Origin of the sequence: Anaerovorax sp. IOR16 (assembly GCF_017168145.1) — a bacterium.
Classification (GTDB): domain Bacteria; phylum Bacillota; class Clostridia; order Peptostreptococcales; family Anaerovoracaceae; genus IOR16.
The window spans coordinates 283,620-301,064 of record NZ_JADQTL010000011.1; the positions used below are offsets into that span (position 1 = coordinate 283,620).

The following is a 17,445-nucleotide window of genomic DNA, read 5'->3' on the forward strand; positions in this document are numbered from 1 at the left end:
AGGGGGAATGAAATTTGAATCAATTGAAAGATTGTTTTAAGCCATATAGAAAATTTTTATTTTTTTCTGTGCTTTTTATGCTGGTCGATGTCATTGCTGAAATCATGCAGCCTTTACTTATGGCACGTATTGTAGGAAAGGGAATTGAATCAGGAAATGTAGGTTATATTCTGTCGACAGGATTTCTTATGATTCTTTTGGCATTAATATCAATTGCAGGTGGAATTGGAAATTCAAAATATGCAGCAAAATCTGGAGTGGGTTTTGCGACGCAATTACGTCAAATTCTCTTTGAAAAGGTACAGAGCTTTTCTTTTAAGAATATTGATACTTTTTCTACGGCTTCCCTCAGCACAAGATTAACAAATGATGTAACCTTATTACAAAATACGGTTGTTACAGGAATGCGTATTTTGATACGTGCTCCGCTTATGCTTATTTTTTCAATTATTATGGCAATTCGTTTGAGTGTATCTCTTTCTGTAGTGTTAGCTGTAATTGTACCGGTACTGTTGATATTTGTCGTTGTAATGGTTCGTCATGCTATGCCAATGTTTCAGTTTATGCAGAATCGGGTTGATATACTAAATCGAAATGTTCAAGAAAATGTAACCAATGTTAGAGTCGTAAAATCTTTTGTTCGAGAAGACTATGAGAAGGAAAAATTCTGCGGTGCAAACATGGATCTTATGAATGCTTCTTTGCGTGCGATGAATTTAGTGATTATCAGTATGCCGATGATGATGCTACTGATGAATACTTCGATTGTTTCTATCGTATGGATTGGGGGAAAACGCATTATTAATGGTTACATGGATGTGGCTACAATGTCAGCATTTATTAATTACATTATGATGATTCTTATGTCATTGATTATGATTTCAATGATGTTTATTTTGTTTACAAGAGCCAGTGCCTCATATAAACGAATTCGTGAAGTTTTGGATACAGAGGTAGATTTGACTGATTATGATGGAAAGGGACTGTCTGATGATTTACAGGGAGAACCGAATGTAAAAATGAAAGGAAGCGTCATTTTTGACCATGTATCCTTTTCCTATGACGTGCATAGCAGCGGAGAGGAAATTTTGTCGGACGTTAATTTCTCGGCAGAACCAGGAGATGTAGTAGCAATCATTGGGAGCACGGGAGCAGGAAAGAGTTCCTTTGTTCAATTGATTCCCAGATTATATGATGTAACTGCCGGACGTGTACTGATTGATGGAAAAGATGTCAGGGAATATGATCTTCGTACCTTAAGAAGTCAAATCGGAATGGTACTTCAAAAAAATACCTTGTTTTCAGGCACAATACGAGATAATTTAAAATGGGGGAATCCAAATGCGACAGAGGAAGAAGTGATCCTTGCTGCTCAAAATGCACAGGCTCATGAATTTATTATGGGATTTCCAAATGGGTATGACACTTGGATTGAACAAGGCGGGGTCAACGTATCCGGTGGCCAAAAACAGCGTTTATGTATTGCAAGAGCTATGTTAAAAAATCCTGCTGTCTTAATATTAGACGATAGTACCAGTGCGGTTGACACTGCAACGGAAGCAAAGATTCGTCAGTCGTTTCGTAAGTCATTAAAAGACACCACTACTTTTCTAATTGCACAGCGCATTAGTTCTGTACAGGATGCAGATAAAATAATTGTATTGGATGATGGTGAAATTGTTGATGTCGGAACACATGAGCAGTTGATGAACAGTTGTCAAGCGTATCAAGAAATATATGAGTCACAAACAGGAAAGGAGGCGACCGCATAATGGCAGTTGGAGGCGGAAGACATGGGGCAAATCGCGCGTTAGTTAAACAAAAACCCCAAAATACAAAACAAACAATTTTACACTTATGGAGCTACTTAAAAAAAAGAAAAATGCTATTAGTGATTGCATTTTTTATGGTGTTGATTAATATCGGAGCATCGCTTACGGCAACCAATTATCTTCAACCGATTATTGATAATTTCCTGCAGCCTGTATCAATAAATTTATCTATTGAGGAACGTTTTCTCGGATTAATTCATGGCGTTCTTGTTCTGGCCGCTATCTATTTCGTATCAATTATAGCTGCTTATGCACAAAGTCGTATTATGGTAGGGATATCACAAAAAACTATAAAGGATATTCGTGAAGAATTATTTAATTATTTGCAAGGTCTCCCTATTTCTTATTTTGATACCCATACCCACGGAGAATTGATGAGTCGTTTTACAAACGATGTAGATACATTGAATGATGCAATGCAAAATAGTTTGACTACGTTTTTTTCCAGTACAATTACGCTTACCGGTATTTTAGGGTTGATGCTATACAAAAGCTGGATTTTGACTATACTTACTTTATTGATTGCTCCAGTTTTGCTTTTTACAACAAGCCGAGTGATGAAAGCAAGCAGTAAATACTTTAAAGCACAACAAGAAAGTCTTGGTGAAGTAAATAGCTACATTGAAGAAATTATGGTTGGTCAAAAAGTAGTAAAGACATTTTGTTATGAAGATATCGCAATGAATGAATTTAGTAAAAGAAATAAAAAACTTCAAGAGGTTGCAACCATAGCACAAGGATATGCTGGGATGATGATGCCTCTAGCGAGAAACATTAATAGTGTAAATTATGCAATCGTAGCTACCATTGGTGGACTTTTAACGATATTCGGAAGCATGACAGTAGGGAGTCTTGTGGTTTTTCTACAGCTGGTACAATCTTTTGGACGGCCGATTAATGAAGCCTCTACGCAGTATCATGCTGTTGTTACAGCCATTGCCGGTGCAGAACGAATTTTTCAGGTAATGTCAGAAAAGCCGGAAGCGCAAAGTAAAGACAATGGCTATGTCTTAGTATGTGAAGAAAAAAATCAATATGTTTGGAAAAAGGGAGAGCATAAGGTTCCGGTAAAAGGGGATGTTCGTTTTTCAGATGTAACTTTTGGATATAATAAAGAAAAAACAATATTAAAAGACATTTCTCTTTATGCAAAACCTGGTCAGAAAATAGCATTTGTAGGTTCCACCGGTGCAGGGAAAACAACAATAATTAATTTATTGACACGTTTTTATGATATTGAAAAAGGGACCATTACGATAGATGGAATACCAATTGATTTAATTCCCAAAAATGAATTACGGAGGGCAATGGCTGTCGTTTTACAGGATACGCATTTATTTACTGGAACAGTAAGGGAAAACATTCGCTACGGAAGACCGGATGCATCCGATGAGGAGGTCTACCGGGCAGCAGAACTGGCAAGTGCACATTCTTTTATACGTAGATTACCCAATGGTTACGATACAATGATTGAAGGAGATGGAGCAAATCTCAGTCAGGGACAACGTCAGCTTTTAAATATTGCAAGAGCAGCAATTGCCGATGCACCAATTTTAGTTTTGGATGAAGCGACAAGCTCTGTGGATACTCGAACAGAACGACACATTGAAAGAGGACTGGATCGTTTAATGGAGAATCGTACTACATTTATTATTGCTCATCGCCTTTCGACTGTCCGTAATTCCAATGCGATTATGGTTATGGAGCAAGGAGAGATTGTGGAACGTGGTGCCCATGAAGACCTACTTGCATTGGAAGGAAGATATTATCAGTTGTACACAGGAGCTTTGGAATTGGATTAAACAAAACAGAATTTTAATCTTAAGATTAGAGGATATTTTGGTAGGATTTTCTTGTAGGGAAATGTATGATAGAATAAAAGCGATTGGTAAGGCTATAATTTGAAATATTTTTACGCAGCTTTAACAGAATCTAAACAATAGATTGTTATAATTAGGGGAAAATTGGAAAGGAGACTGCATTATGAGGAAGACAAAGATTATTTGTACCATTGGACCTGCAAGCGATAATAAAAAAACCATGCGTCAATTGATGCTTGCGGGTATGAATGTAGCAAGAATAAATTTTTCACATGGGGACTATAAAGAACAGCAAGTGAAAATTGATTTAATTAAGCAAGTTCGTGAAGAATTAAATTTGCCTGTGGCTATTTTATTAGATACAAAAGGACCGGAAATCCGTACCGGAAAGTTTTCCGCACCGGAGATTGCATTAGAGGAAGGACAAAAATTCACATTAACGACACGAGAGATAGAGGGGACCCAGGAAATTTGCAGTGTCAGTTACAAACGATTGCCAAAGGATGTGAAGCCGGGAGATACCATCTTAATTGACGATGGTCTTATTGGGTTACAGGTTGAGCAGGTAGAAGAAGAAGAAGTCCATTGCTTTGTTCGCAATGCAGGTGTTGTAAAAGATAATAAGGGAATCAATATACCGGGTGTAAAAATTCATTTACCTCCGATTACAGAGAAAGATCGGGAAGACATCCGATTTGGTATCAAAAATGATATTGATTATATTGCAGCCTCTTTTATTAGAAAAGCTTCGGATGTACAGTCGATTCGTGATATTTTATTGGAGAACAATGCAGAGGATATTAAAATCATTGCTAAGATAGAAAATAAGGAAGGCGTAGATAACGTACATGAAATCATTGCGAATGCCGATGGAATTATGGTTGCTCGAGGAGATTTGGGCGTAGAAATTCCAGAGGAACAGGTTCCGATTATTCAAAAAAAGATCATTCGTCAGTGTAATTTTGAAGGTAGTATTGTTGTTACAGCAACTCAAATGTTGGATTCTATGGTTCGTAATCCTCGTCCGACAAGAGCTGAAGTAACGGATGTTGCAAATGCCATATTGGATGGAACGGATGCAATCATGCTATCGGCAGAAACTGCTTCAGGGAAGTATCCGATTGAATCGGTAGAAACTATGGTACGTATTGCGGAGGAAGCAGAAAAGACGTTAGATTATGAAGAAATTTTGCATGAAAGAAGATTAATGCGAGATTATAGTATTACGAATGCAATTGGTCATGCAACTTGTACCAGTGCACATGGGTTAGGAGCAAGTGCAATATTGACGCCGACAACTTCAGGTTATACAGCATTTGTAGTGGCTAAGTTTCGCCCGGAAGCACCTATATTAGCATTTGCAAGAAATGAAAAAATTGCAAGACGGCTTGCTCTTTGCTGGGGAGCGGAACCTTTGATTCTTTCACCGGTGGAAAGCGAAAACGTTATGTTTGATCTTGCTATAAAGATGGCAAGTGAAAAAGGTTACATCCACGAAGGGGATACGGTTATTTTTACAGCGGGCATTCCAATGCTCCAGGGTGGCAATACCAATATGATGAGAATTCACGTAGTTGGCAAGGAAATATAGGAAAACATAGTGTGGAGGTAAGAATGCAGTATCGGGAAGAAGAGTTTACAGCACGTATGCAACATGACATTCAGAAATGTTATTGCCGTGCACGAAGTCGGATGTGCAGTGAGATTGAAGATGGGAAAGGGAAAAAGATTTTTCATTATACTTCTGCTGAGGGATTTTATAATATTATTCGTAATAAGCAATTTTTTTTAACGGATGTTGCTTTTTTAAATGACAGTACAGAAATGGCTAATATCATCACTGTTTTTCAAATGACAATCAAAAAATTACGCTCTTCTTTAGATGCAGAATTTTACCATTGCTTAATCGATTTATTAGAACGGGATGACTTTGATTATTTGTTTTTTGGAAGTGAGGAACTGGATTCTCAAAGATATTTTGTTTTAGCTTGTTCTTATGAAAAAGATTCTCTTAATCTTTGGAATTATTATACAAAGGGAAATGAAAACGATGGCGGTTATAACATAGCATTTGATAAACAGGAATTGGTTGATTCTTTTGAAACCTGTAATCGGAGCTTTTATGGAGATGATATGAGTTTGTCTTTTGGGCGTATTGTATATGACGAAAAAACTAAAATTTATATTATTTCCTCTTTTTTGTTTGATTTGAATGAAGCATGGAAAATGGCAAAGAAACAGGATGAGACAAATACTCCTGAGAAAGAAAGTCAAAAGAAATTGCTGCTTGGTGCAATTAAAGCTGCGATTCGTTGGCTGAGTATTTTCTTTAAACATGAGTGTTTTGCTATAGAACGAGAATATCGTATTATTTTAGCTTTGCCAAATAGTAAACTTACAAAATATTGTTCATGTAGAGAACCTGGTGTGGAGCGGCTCTATAAAATTCGATTTACAAATAATATGTTTACCCCATATGTTAAACTTGGTTTTCAGCCGTCCGGGGTAAAAGGTGTTTGCATGAGTCCACTTTGTGAAAAATATGTAACAGAATATCGTTTACGTGAGGAGTTTACCAATACCGATAATGGAATGGAAATGAGAGATGTATTGCAATATGGTGTCCATGAATTTCTTCGTATTCATGGTTATGATTTAAAATACAGTCAGATTCAGCGCTCTGAGATTCCTTTACGCTTTTAAAATCGCTCTGTTTCTTTGTTACAATTTGTGATAGAATGAGGGAAAGAGGTGAGTACAATGTATGAAGAAATTACAAAAGCAGCTCACGATGCAGTGTGTGAGTTGTTAGAAATTGCAAAACTATCGGAAAAAGATGTTTTGGTAGTAGGTTGTTCCTCAAGTGAAGTTGGTGGTCACAAGATTGGTTCCGATTCCAGTGTTGACATTGCTAAGGCTGTATTTGAAGGAATCTATCCGGTACTAAAGGAAAAGAATATTTTTTTAGCAACACAATGCTGTGAGCATTTAAATCGAGCACTAATTATAGAACGCGAGGCAGCTGAAAAATATAATTTAGAAATGGTTAATGTGATACCACAACCAAAAGCAGGCGGTTCTTTTTCAACCACCGCATATAAAACATTTTCGAATCCAGTTGCTGTAGAAGAATTGCACTGTGCAAAAGCAGGTATGGATATTGGAGATACTCTGATTGGTATGCATTTGAAGAAGGTTGCAGTGCCGGTAAGACTTAGCATAAAGAAAATTGGAGAAGCGCATTTGGTCTGTGCCCGTACTCGTTTGAAATTTGTTGGCGGAGAACGTGCACACTATGACGATGTCTTGAAATGAAATTACATTGTTTAAAAGATTAAGAAAAGAACCTCCTGCTTGGTGTAAAAAAAACATCGACAGGGGGTTTTATTATGGCAGAAGGAAATGAACATCCTTGGATGATGCGTGCGAGGAATTACTGCAGACAGAATTGTATTTTTCTGTGATTTGCTTTAAAAGAAGGATGCTTTCCGATTTAATCATATCGTTTGCATAAATTCCCTTGCCGGCATATTCAATTGCTTTTTGAGAAAGGTGTGCAGCCTCTGAATAATGATCAGATTCCAGCATTTTCTTTGAAAGACTCCGATAGGCGTAAGAAAACAGAGCAAAGAACTCATCCGAAAGCTCCGGGGGATAACTTTCTTCCATTTCAATGATTTTCTGATTCTCACCGTCTGAAAGGTATTTCTTTGCTGCAACAAGCTGGGACAGTGCACCTTCGGTTGGGCTTGGCATAAGCTCATTGAGCGGTACTTCAAGGACAGCAGAAAGATATGCCAATGTTTTTATGGACGGTGTAGCACTTCCGTTTTCGATTTGACTTAACATATTCCGCGTAATAAAATCACCGACAAGCTCGCTTTGAGTCATCTTTTTGGCAATTCTAGCTTCTTTAATTCTTCTGCCCAATTCAATCGAGTTCATACAATCACCTTAATACGTAAATATAATTTACCTAAATTTTATCAGATTTTAGTTGAAAAATCAATAATTTTTAGTAGTATTATTACAATTTAAAGGTTGATGTTGACAGAAATTACAAATAAATATATAATGATGGTAAATGTGATTTACCTTTGTGAGATTGAATTTCTTTATTTCTTCATTTTATTTATGGTAATATATGGAAAATTATTTTAACATAGGAATTTTACAAGAAATATTTGATAATTGACCAAGGAGGGAACTATATGGTTGAGTGGTGGAACGGACTGGATGAGGTGCTGAAAATTTTATATTGCATTGCAATACCAGCAACTTTAATTTTGGTTATTCAAACGATCCTTTCTCTGGTGGGCGGGTTTGAAGGCGGTGCGGGCATTGATTTCAGCGATACCTCCGGAATTGATTTTGATGGAGGATCTGATATCAGTGATCTTTCCGATGCATCGGATTTAGGAGGGCACAACTTTTTCGGTGATGGCGGAAATCCTGCAGATTTTTCGATTATGAGTATGTTTACGGTGCAGGGTATCGTAACCTTTTTAACGGTGATGGGATGGACCTCTATTGTAGCGATCGGTTCGGGTACTCCAGCGGCATTCAGCATTATTGTAGGCATTGCACTTGGCTTTGTATCTATGTTTGTGGTGGCAAAGCTGATTCATATTTCCGGAAAGCTTACAGAGAATGGGACTTTAAATTTGAAAAATGCAATTGGTGAAAACGGAAAAGTATACATACCAATTCCGGCGGAAGCTACCGGTGAAGGAAAAGTTACTCTCTATTTACAGGGGAGATATACGGAATGCGAGGCGATTACATTTGAAAAAGAACAAATTCGCACAGGGACAATGGTGAGGATAACCGATGTAAGAAACGGGGTCCTTATTGTAGAAATAGATAAATAATGTAAAGGAAAAAGGGAGGAAATTTTATGGGAATCCAAGTTTTAGTCGCAGTATGCATCATCGCGGTAATCCTGCTTGCAACCATTATTATCATCTTGTCACGGTATCGAAAGTGTCCGTCTGATAAGGTAATGGTTATTTATGGTAAAGTCGGATCGGATAAGGATGGGCAGGCAAGGAGTGCAAGGTGCATTCATGGAGGTGCTGCATTTATTATTCCGGTTTTACAGTCTTATCAGTATTTGGATCTGACGCCGATTTCAATAAGTGTAGACTTAACACAGGCTCTTTCAAAGCAGAACATTCGTATTGATGTTCCATCTAGATTTACAGTTGGTATTTCAACGGAAGCGGGAGTTATGCAAAATGCGGCGGAACGGCTTTTGGGACTCGGGCTGAAAGAAATTCAGGAACTTGCAAAGGATATTATCTTTGGGCAGCTTCGTTTGGTCATAGCAACTATGGACATTGAAGAAATCAACACGGATAGAGACAAGTTCTTACTTGCTGTATCAAATAATGTAGAAATTGAACTTAAGAAAATCGGTCTAAGGCTTATTAACGTGAATGTTACCGATATCAATGATGAATCCGGCTATATTGAAGCACTTGGAAAGGAAGCTGCCGCAAAAGCAATCAATGATGCAAAGAAGAGTGTGGCAGAAAAAAATAGAGACGGTGAAATTGGTCAGGCCAATGCACATAGAGATCAGCGTATCAGCGTAGCGGCTGCAAATGCATCTGCCGTTGATGGTGAAAATACTGCGAAAGTTGAAATTTCTCAGTCAGAAGCAAGACGTAGGGAAAAGGAAGCGGAAGCACTAAAGATTGCTACGGCAGCAGAAGCAGTTCAAGCAGCTAGGGCAAAGCAGGAAGCCTATATTGCACAGCAAGAAGCAGAAAATACTCGTGCAGAATTAGAAAAGGCGACTCAGACCGCTGATGTTATCGTGGCGGCGCAGATTGCAAAGGAGCAGGCTGAAATTGCAGCAGAGGCAGAAGCAGAAGTAATGAGACGCAGGGCTCGCGGTGAAGCGGATGCCATTTTTGCGAAGATGGATGCAGAAGCCCGCGGTTCAAGAGAAATCCTTGCAAAACAGGCAGAAGGTATGAAGTTGTTAGTCGAAGCGGCAGGACAAAACGCAGATTCAGCAGTTAAGCTCATTATTGCAGATAAGTTAGAAGAGCTGACTAGAATTCAAGTTGAAGCAATTAAGAACATCAAGATCGATAAAATTACCGTTTGGGATAGCAATGGCAGCAATGATCAGGGAAAAACCTCAACTGCAAACTTTTTATCTGGGTTGCTGAAATCCATACCGCCGATGAATGAATTGTTTCAACAGGCTGGAATGGAGCTGCCAGAATTACTTGGTAAGGAGCTTAAGAGAATGCAGGAAGTCGAAGCTATTGAAGAAAATCCGGAAGATTATGCTGAAACAGACATAAAAGAGTCTGAAGGCTCAGAGGTTACATACGAGGATAGTGCCGCAGGGGAAGGCAAACTTAAGATGTAAGTTTCAGATCAGACATTTCAAACGGGGTATAAAAAGGTTTTTGAAAACCATATATAAATAAAAAGAACGCAGCTTGCTAAAACGATTTGCAGTTTAGTTGGATTGCGAAGATAACCTCCGAAGCGATGTAATCGAATTACGTCGCTTCGGAGGTTTTTTATGATTTTTACCGGAAATAAAGTATAGATTTTCTAGACTTAGAGAAGCTAAATAAATAGGAAAAACTTATTTGAGGAGGTTTTAAATGGAAAGTCAAATGTTTTGTTATCAGTGTGAACAAACATTAGGTGGAAAAGGCTGTGTAAAATCTGGTGTCTGCGGTAAAAATGCAACCGTTGCTAATTTACAGGATGTCTTAATTCATGAATTAAAAGGAATTGGGTATTATGGTCAAAAAAATTTAGAAAAAGGATTAAAAATTAAAAGTGAGATTAATAAATTTGTAGTTGACAGTATGTTTGCTACTCTAACGAATGTAAATTTTGATCCAACTAGATTTGTAGAATACATTAAAAAAGCGGAGGAAATAAAAGAAGAACTCAAAAATAGTGCCGGAGATCTAGAGAATGTACCTGATGCAGCAAACTATAAAGCCCCAGATTCATTAGCGGAGATGGAGGAAGAGGCAAAAAATGTAGGTATAATGGCAGATCAAAATTTAGATATGGATATTCGGTCTTTAAGAGAATTATTAATCTATGCATTTAAAGGAATGGCTGCGTATGCACATCACGCTTATATTTTAGGTAAATTTGATGATGAGGTAAATCATTTCTTTTACAAAGGATTAGCCGGTACAATTGATGACAGCTTAACGGTGGAAGATCTATTGAATCTTAATATGGAACTTGGTAATACAAATCTTAAATGTATGGAATTATTGGATTCTGCGGCTACCGCAACTTATGGAAATCCAGAACCGACAGAGGTATTAATTACGAAGAAAAAAGGACCGTTTATTATTGTATCTGGGCATGATTATAAAGATTTAAAAGAATTGTTAGAGCAAACAGAAGGCAAAGGGATCAATATATATACACATTGTGAAATGCTTCCTGCCAACGCTTATCCCGAATTGAAAAAGCATAAACATTTAGTAGGAAATTACGGAGGGGCATGGCAGAAGCAGCAGGATGAATTTGATGGAATTCCGGGATGCATTTTGATGACGACAAATTGTGTACAAAAACCGCGAGACAGCTATAAAGATCGCTTGTTTACAACAAGCATTGTAGGTATGCCGGATTGTCCTCATATAGAAGAAGCAAACGGCAGAAAAGATTTTACGCAAATTATTGAAAAAGCATTGGAGCTAGGTGGCTGGCAGGAGGATGAACCGGAAAAAAGAATTACAATCGGTTTTGCACACAATGCTATATTAAGTCATGCGAGTGAAATTGTACAAGCAGTGAAAGATGGAAAAATAAGACACTTCTTCTTAATTGGAGGCTGTGATGGTGCAAGACCGGGAAGAAATTATTATACGGAGTTTGCGGAAAAAACGCCTAAGGATACGATTATATTAACGTTAGCCTGTGGAAAATTCCGTTTCAACAAACTTGATTTGGGAACGGTTGCCGGATTCCCTAAAGTTCTTGATTGCGGTCAATGCAGCGATTCTTATTCTGCAATAAAGGTTGCAAGCGCACTTGCAGAGGCATTTCATTGCGGAGTGAATGAATTACCGCTTTCTTTGGTTTTGTCATGGTACGAACAAAAAGCAGTGGGAATTCTTCTTGCGCTATTAGCTCTCGGTATCAAAGACATTCGTCTAGGGCCTACACTGCCTGCGTTCTTATCGCCTAATGTCATGCAAGTATTGGTTGATAAATTTGGTTTAAAACCGATTTCAACACCACAGCAAGATCTTGAAGCGATACTCGGAGATTAAAAGATAAATATGATATAAATAAATAGGGTATTAAAATTGAATGCCCTATTTGTTTTAAAACGGCTTCTCGTTCTATATAATGTAATAATTAATATATTGTGGAGAAGAAATTAAGGAGGATTTGTAGTGGTAAATAAAATAAAGGAATTAGCAATACTTATTGTTTTTGTAATTATTTTATTCCTATTGCCATTACACTATCAACATTCAGATAGCGCATATATGGTGATGGGAGGCAAACTGAATGTTGCATTAAACGAAAGTGATGAAAAGAAAACATTAAATGAAAAAATGGATGTTGAAAAGTACTTCCGGCCATCAAAGTTACTGATTCTCAATGATAAAGACATAAATGACTCAATTTATCATTTCCATGGTAAAGATTTTTCTGAAATTAAATTGCCGGGTTCTTTGCTTAAAACAGAAGAAGAAACCATAATCAATTATTTTAGTGTCCTACGAGAAGCTGCCAATCCACAAGACGATACGATGACCGGTTGTGGAACAATCGGTAATGCGACATCCCCTTATCCAACTGCCTATAACTTTTTATCGTCTGACTATCAAGCAAAACTATCCTATAAGCACTATGTTGAGACATTTAAAAATATACTCCATATTAATTTAATCAAATTAAGAAAGGTACCGGTTTATGGTTATCCGGATACGCTGAGATATTTTATAGAAATAGAAGCAATTGAAGGCTCTGACAAAGCAATTGGTTATTTTGCTTATTATTATGGATTTGTTAATCTTATTGAGGAAGAGAGTTTGTACAAAATTTCTAAAATTGATTTCTTTGGGGAAAATTATTTATGTGCACCGTATCATGGATGGTCTTACGATGCAGAAGCAGTAGTGGATATTAAATATGGAGATTGGTGCGATTTAGTAAAAGAGAGGTATCCAACACAGCAAAACGATTTTATAAAAAAGGTTTGTTTTAAAGGAACAGATGGAAATGATTATTGCATAGAATTTTATCAATTAACGAACGATACCGATATTGAAATTGCACAATATATAAAAAGAGAAGGTCAAGATTGGGAATTAATAAAACTTGATCCAAATCAATGTATAGATAATTAAAAAATAAATAAAATATATATTTAAAGAAAGAAAAAAGAAAATTTTTACAAATAAATATTGACAATTTTCAATAAAAATAATACATTAATACTAATTAGATATAAATATTTACATTTTTTTATGTGAGTTGGAAATGTTAATAAATTCCTTGTATTTGGGCACCTTAGGAATTTTGAATGAGTGGTGCAACCGACCAACAATTTATTGTTGGTTTTTTTGTTGCTTTCATAAATAATTAATTTCAGGGGATATAAAGAAGGAGGGTAGTGAGATATAAATTAACAAAGATAATACAAAGGAATAAGTAGAAGTCTATGTTTATATTAAGATTATAGAAAATATTAAAATAAAAATATTGATTTAATTTGGAGATATGTATGTAGTAATATAAGGAGCATTTTTATGAAAAAAAAATTTGGCATTAAACAAAATCTATTAATATCAATATCACTCCTATTGTCTATTTCACTTATTGCAATTGCTATAACAGGATATATTATTTTTCAAAAAGAGCTATTGCAGCATAGTGAATTGCAAGTTAAAGAAACAATAGCTAAATATGGTGAAGAGTTAGACGCTTGGCTTCTTTATCAAGGTACATTTGCTCAAAACTATTCAAATGCATTTTCGCAGTTTGAAGCATTGAGTATAGGACATGAACAAAATAGTGAATATCTAAAAAAAATTTTTTCTACAAACTCTGATTTAATGGATTGCTACACTGGATACGAAAATAAGGAAATGTATGTTGCTGAGAACCCTGTTTCACAGGATTATGATTGTACAATACGTGATTGGTACAAAGCTGCAAAAGAAAAAATGAACGTGATCTATACAGAGCCTTATATCGATGCATCAACCGATAAAATGGTTATTACTGTTGCAGCACCTATTTTGAAAGATAATGAATTTGTTGGAGTTTTTGGTTTAGATATCGATGTTAATGCTCTTACAACGATAGCGTCAGGCATTAAGATTTACAATAATGGATATCCTGTTTTATTTGATGACAAGAATAATATTATCATTCATAAGGACAGCGAACTTATTCCGTTTGTAGATAATTCCGGAAATGAACATAAAACAAATATTTCTGAAATTAAAGGCGACTACCAAAGTATGCTTGATTCATTAGAAGTTGGTTTGGCAATTTTTAAAGAAGGTCAGGATATGGATGGCAGTAATGTTATATTTGGTTTTACTAAATTAAAAACTACGCCATGGATTTTAGGTTATATTATCCCTAATTCTGAATATTATCATGCGCTTAACAATTTGAAATACATAAATTTAATATTAGTTTTACTATTTTTAATCATTGGAAATGTAATAATGTGGTATTTGTTAATTAAGAATTTAAAGCCATTACAAAAAATTTCCGGCTTAGCGAGTGAAATGGCAAAAGGTAATCTTAATATAGATTTTACGCATGATGCTAATGATGAAATTGGGACATTATGTAATGCTTTAAACTTTTCAAGTAAAAGTATAAGTGGGTATGTAAGCGAAATTTCCAATATTCTAGAAAAGTTATCAAATGGTGACTTTAGAGTAAGTACTACAAAAGAATATATCGGAGATTTTAAGAGTATAGAAAAATCCATTAAAAGATTTATAAGTAATATTTCTAATACTTTTTTACAGATTAATCAGGCATCAGATCAAGTGTCAAGCGGTTCAAAGCAAGTATCCTTAGGCTCACAGGCCTTATCTCAAGGAGCAATGGAGCAAGCGAGCTCGATACAGGAATTGTCAGCAACAATCACAGAAATTTCAGAGCAGGTTCAAAATAATGCGGACAATGCAAAGAATGTAAATGTGCAAGTTACGAATCAAGGTAGTCGTGTTGGTAAGTGCAATAAGCAAATGGACGAATTGACGGTAGCTATTTCGGATATTAGTCATAGATCTAATGAAATTGGTAAGATTATTAAAACCATCGATGATATTGCATTCCAGACAAATATACTTGCTTTAAATGCTGCTGTTGAAGCGTCTCGTGCAGGAGCAGCAGGTAAGGGGTTTGCTGTTGTTGCAGATGAGGTACGCAATCTTGCCAGCAAATCAGCGGAAGCTGCCCAAAATACTACCATGTTAATTGGAGAAACGGTAAAGGCAGTAGAAAATGGTACAAAGATTGCGAGTGAAACGGCGCAATCTATGTCGGAAGTTGTGAATGGTGCGAGCAAAGTAGTTTCAATTATAGGTGAAATAGCTCAAGCATCAGAAGTGCAGGCTTTAGCAATTTCAAAGGTCACATTGGGCGTTGATCAAGTATCCTCTGTAGTCCAAACCAATTCAGCAACAGCAGAAGAAAGTGCAGCTGCATCAGAAGAGTTAAGTGTACAAGCTCAATTACTAAAAGATTTAGTTGCTAAAGTTCAATTCAATGAAAATACTGGTGCTGATTTCAGTGATTTAGAAAAATAAAAATAAAACCTTTCGGATTAATGAAAAAGATTAATTTGAAAGGTTTTTTTATGGAAGATAAAATTGGATATATTACATTAAATTTGTAAATAATATCTAAATAAATCTTTATTTTAAATAAAATGAATAAGTAGGTATATAAAAATGAAAAATGATGAAAAGTTTAATAAACTTATAAACGAAAAATCTCCGTATCTTCTTCAACATGCTAAGAATCCAGTAAATTGGTTCCCTTGGGGAGAAGAAGCTTTTAATAAGGCAAAACAAGAGGATAAGCCTATTTTTTTGAGCATAGGATATTCTACGTGTCATTGGTGCCATGTTATGGCGCATGAGTCATTTGAGGACGATGAGGTAGCAGAAATTTTAAATAGAGATTATATATCCATAAAAGTAGACAAAGAAGAACGCCCTGATATTGACGCAGTCTATATGACGGTATGTCAGGCTTTAACCGGAAGTGGAGGCTGGCCTCTTACTATTATTATGACACCAGATCAAAAACCATTTTTTGCAGGGACTTATTATCCTAAGAAACAAAGGTATAATATGCCGGGCATTATTGAGATTCTTACAGAATTATCGAAGCACTGGAAGAATAACAGACAGAAGCTAGAAGAATCTGCTTCTAAAATTGTAAACGCATTAAATAATGAGTCAAATTATGCGGATCATTCTTACAAGCATGGTTTCGATTCGAACAAAGTAAGAGGAATTTTTCATACAGGGAAAGCAAACTTTGCTCAAAACTTTGATGAAGTATATGGTGGTTTTGGACATAGTCCGAAATTTCCAACTCCTCATAATTTAATGTTTTTGTTAAGATACTATCGCTATGAAAAAGATGAAAAATCTCTATATATGGCATTAAAGACTTTAAAACAAATGTATTTGGGTGGAATTTTTGATCATGTTGGATATGGATTTTCTCGATACTCTACCGATGATCAATGGCTGGTGCCTCATTTTGAAAAAATGATCTATGACAATGCCTTATTAGCCATTGCTAATTTAGAAGCCTATGAGCTTTCTAAAATTGAGCTATATCGCCAAGTTACTGAAAGAATTTTATCTTATGTAATGAGAGAAATGGTAAGCCCAGAGGGTGGATTTTATTCTGCTCAAGATGCGGACAGTGAAGGGGTAGAAGGGAAGTACTACGTTTTTACTCCACAGGAAATTATAAGGGTTCTTGGTGAAATAGAGGGTAATCAATTTAATGAATACTTTGATATAAGAGAAAAACCTAATTTTGAGGAGGGTAATATTCCTAATCTTATTCGCAATCCAGCTTATCATAATGACGATATTTCTATTAATCATACAATGGAAAAGAATTGTGAAAAACTATATCAGTATAGATTGGATCGAACTTACTTGCATAAGGATGACAAAATATTAACTTCGTGGAATGCTTTAATGTTAATTGCTTTTGCCAAGGCTTACGGAGTACTTGGTAATGAAGAATATTTAAAAACAGCAGAGAAGTGCCAGTTACTCATTGAGCAAAAGTTGACGAATCGAGAAAATAATCGATTATATATCAGATATCGAGAAGGCGATGCAGCAGGACAAGGAACTTTAGAGGATTATGCTTTTTATATTTGGGCGTTAGCCACTCTCTATGAAGTAACTTTCAATACGAAATATCTAGATAAGGCAGTGAAATATTGTAATATGATGATTGATTTCTTTTGGGATCAGCAAGCGGGCGGATTTTTCTTAACAGCAAAAGATGCTGAGAATTTAATATACAGACCAAAAGAAATTTATGATGGTGCCATCCCATCCGGCAATTCAGTGGCAGCTTACGTTTTAGTAAAATTAAAGAAAATGACAGGCATTACTGAAATAAAAGAAATTTGTGATAGACAGTTATCTTTTATAAAGCACCGGATTGAAGGCTATCCTTCCGGATATAGCTTTTCCATGATGGCACTTATGATGGATTCTTATAAAGAAAGCTTTTTATGTGAAAACGGTGTTTGTTCATAA

The 17,445-nt window shown here is 36.0% G+C and carries 12 protein-coding genes and 1 riboswitch; of the genes, 11 read left to right on the forward strand and 1 reads right to left on the reverse strand.

What is annotated here, in order from left to right; translation table 11 throughout:
• Nucleotides 1-14 precede the first annotated feature (14 nt).
• The 5 genes from I2490_RS15190 (at nucleotide 15) to I2490_RS15210 (ending at nucleotide 6,967) form a co-directional block, all read left to right on the forward strand.
• Nucleotides 15-1,772 (forward strand): ABC transporter ATP-binding protein, encoded by a 1,758-nt coding sequence (locus tag I2490_RS15190; RefSeq protein ID WP_280634219.1) that lies wholly within the window; start codon nucleotides 15-17, stop codon nucleotides 1,770-1,772.
• Nucleotides 1,772-3,634 (forward strand): ABC transporter ATP-binding protein, encoded by a 1,863-nt coding sequence (locus I2490_RS15195; RefSeq protein WP_206460610.1) that lies wholly within the window; start codon nucleotides 1,772-1,774, stop codon nucleotides 3,632-3,634. Before I2490_RS15190 ends, I2490_RS15195 begins: the two co-directional genes overlap by 1 nt.
• Nucleotides 3,635-3,815: 181 nt before the next feature.
• Entirely contained in the window at nucleotides 3,816-5,243 is a 1,428-nt protein-coding gene (gene pyk / locus I2490_RS15200; protein WP_206460611.1) for a pyruvate kinase, read from the forward strand.
• A gap of 23 nt (nucleotides 5,244-5,266) precedes the next feature.
• Nucleotides 5,267-6,355 carry a DUF2971 domain-containing protein gene (locus tag I2490_RS15205; RefSeq protein WP_206460612.1) on the forward strand — a complete coding sequence of 363 codons (1,089 nt, stop codon included), beginning with the start codon at nucleotides 5,267-5,269 and terminating at the stop codon, nucleotides 6,353-6,355.
• Between the two features lie 57 nt (nucleotides 6,356-6,412).
• Nucleotides 6,413-6,967, forward strand: a complete 555-nt coding sequence (locus I2490_RS15210) for a TIGR01440 family protein (RefSeq protein ID WP_206460613.1) — start codon at nucleotides 6,413-6,415, stop codon at nucleotides 6,965-6,967.
• Between the two features lie 72 nt (nucleotides 6,968-7,039).
• Here I2490_RS15210 and I2490_RS15215 read toward each other — a convergent pair whose 3' ends face one another.
• Nucleotides 7,040-7,597 (reverse strand): helix-turn-helix domain-containing protein, encoded by a 558-nt coding sequence (locus I2490_RS15215; RefSeq protein ID WP_206460614.1) that lies wholly within the window; start codon nucleotides 7,595-7,597, stop codon nucleotides 7,040-7,042.
• Between the two features lie 266 nt (nucleotides 7,598-7,863).
• Between I2490_RS15215 and I2490_RS15220 the strand changes: the two genes are divergently transcribed.
• The 6 genes from I2490_RS15220 (at nucleotide 7,864) to I2490_RS15245 (ending at nucleotide 17,445) form a co-directional block, all read left to right on the forward strand.
• On the forward strand, nucleotides 7,864-8,523 hold the full coding sequence (locus I2490_RS15220) for an NfeD-like protein (RefSeq protein WP_206460615.1): 660 nt from the start codon (nucleotides 7,864-7,866) through the stop codon (nucleotides 8,521-8,523).
• 26 nt (nucleotides 8,524-8,549) lie between these two features.
• Nucleotides 8,550-10,040 carry a flotillin family protein gene (locus tag I2490_RS15225; RefSeq protein ID WP_206460616.1) on the forward strand — a complete coding sequence of 497 codons (1,491 nt, stop codon included), beginning with the start codon at nucleotides 8,550-8,552 and terminating at the stop codon, nucleotides 10,038-10,040.
• A 244-nt stretch (nucleotides 10,041-10,284) separates the two neighbouring features.
• A complete protein-coding gene (gene hcp, locus I2490_RS15230) occupies nucleotides 10,285-11,931 on the forward strand; it encodes a hydroxylamine reductase (protein WP_206460617.1) in 1,647 nt (548 codons plus the stop codon).
• A gap of 126 nt (nucleotides 11,932-12,057) precedes the next feature.
• Complete coding sequence (locus I2490_RS15235; protein ID WP_206460618.1) at nucleotides 12,058-13,020, forward strand: hypothetical protein; 963 nt, start codon at nucleotides 12,058-12,060, stop codon at nucleotides 13,018-13,020.
• 120 nt (nucleotides 13,021-13,140) lie between these two features.
• Nucleotides 13,141-13,224: riboswitch (cyclic di-GMP riboswitch) on the forward strand.
• A gap of 198 nt (nucleotides 13,225-13,422) precedes the next feature.
• Nucleotides 13,423-15,450, forward strand: coding sequence for a methyl-accepting chemotaxis protein (locus I2490_RS15240; protein WP_206460619.1), 2,028 nt, complete (start codon nucleotides 13,423-13,425; stop codon nucleotides 15,448-15,450).
• 144 nt (nucleotides 15,451-15,594) lie between these two features.
• Nucleotides 15,595-17,445 carry a thioredoxin domain-containing protein gene (locus tag I2490_RS15245; protein WP_206460620.1) on the forward strand — a complete coding sequence of 617 codons (1,851 nt, stop codon included), beginning with the start codon at nucleotides 15,595-15,597 and terminating at the stop codon, nucleotides 17,443-17,445.

What these genes read in the sequence shown, in the direction of transcription:
- I2490_RS15195 (WP_206460610.1), top strand. Translation starts at nt 1,772, where the DNA reads ATGGCAGTTGGAGGCGGAAGACATGGGGCAAATCGCGCGTTAGTTAAA.
- pyk (WP_206460611.1), top strand. Translation starts at nt 3,816, where the DNA reads ATGAGGAAGACAAAGATTATTTGTACCATTGGACCTGCAAGCGATAAT.
- I2490_RS15205 (WP_206460612.1), top strand. Translation starts at nt 5,267, where the DNA reads ATGCAGTATCGGGAAGAAGAGTTTACAGCACGTATGCAACATGACATT.
- I2490_RS15210 (WP_206460613.1), top strand. Translation starts at nt 6,413, where the DNA reads ATGTATGAAGAAATTACAAAAGCAGCTCACGATGCAGTGTGTGAGTTG.
- I2490_RS15215 (WP_206460614.1), bottom strand. Translation starts at nt 7,597, where the DNA reads ATGAACTCGATTGAATTGGGCAGAAGAATTAAAGAAGCTAGAATTGCC.
- I2490_RS15220 (WP_206460615.1), top strand. Translation starts at nt 7,864, where the DNA reads ATGGTTGAGTGGTGGAACGGACTGGATGAGGTGCTGAAAATTTTATAT.
- I2490_RS15225 (WP_206460616.1), top strand. Translation starts at nt 8,550, where the DNA reads ATGGGAATCCAAGTTTTAGTCGCAGTATGCATCATCGCGGTAATCCTG.
- hcp (WP_206460617.1), top strand. Translation starts at nt 10,285, where the DNA reads ATGGAAAGTCAAATGTTTTGTTATCAGTGTGAACAAACATTAGGTGGA.
- I2490_RS15240 (WP_206460619.1), top strand. Translation starts at nt 13,423, where the DNA reads ATGAAAAAAAAATTTGGCATTAAACAAAATCTATTAATATCAATATCA.
- I2490_RS15245 (WP_206460620.1), top strand. Translation starts at nt 15,595, where the DNA reads ATGAAAAATGATGAAAAGTTTAATAAACTTATAAACGAAAAATCTCCG.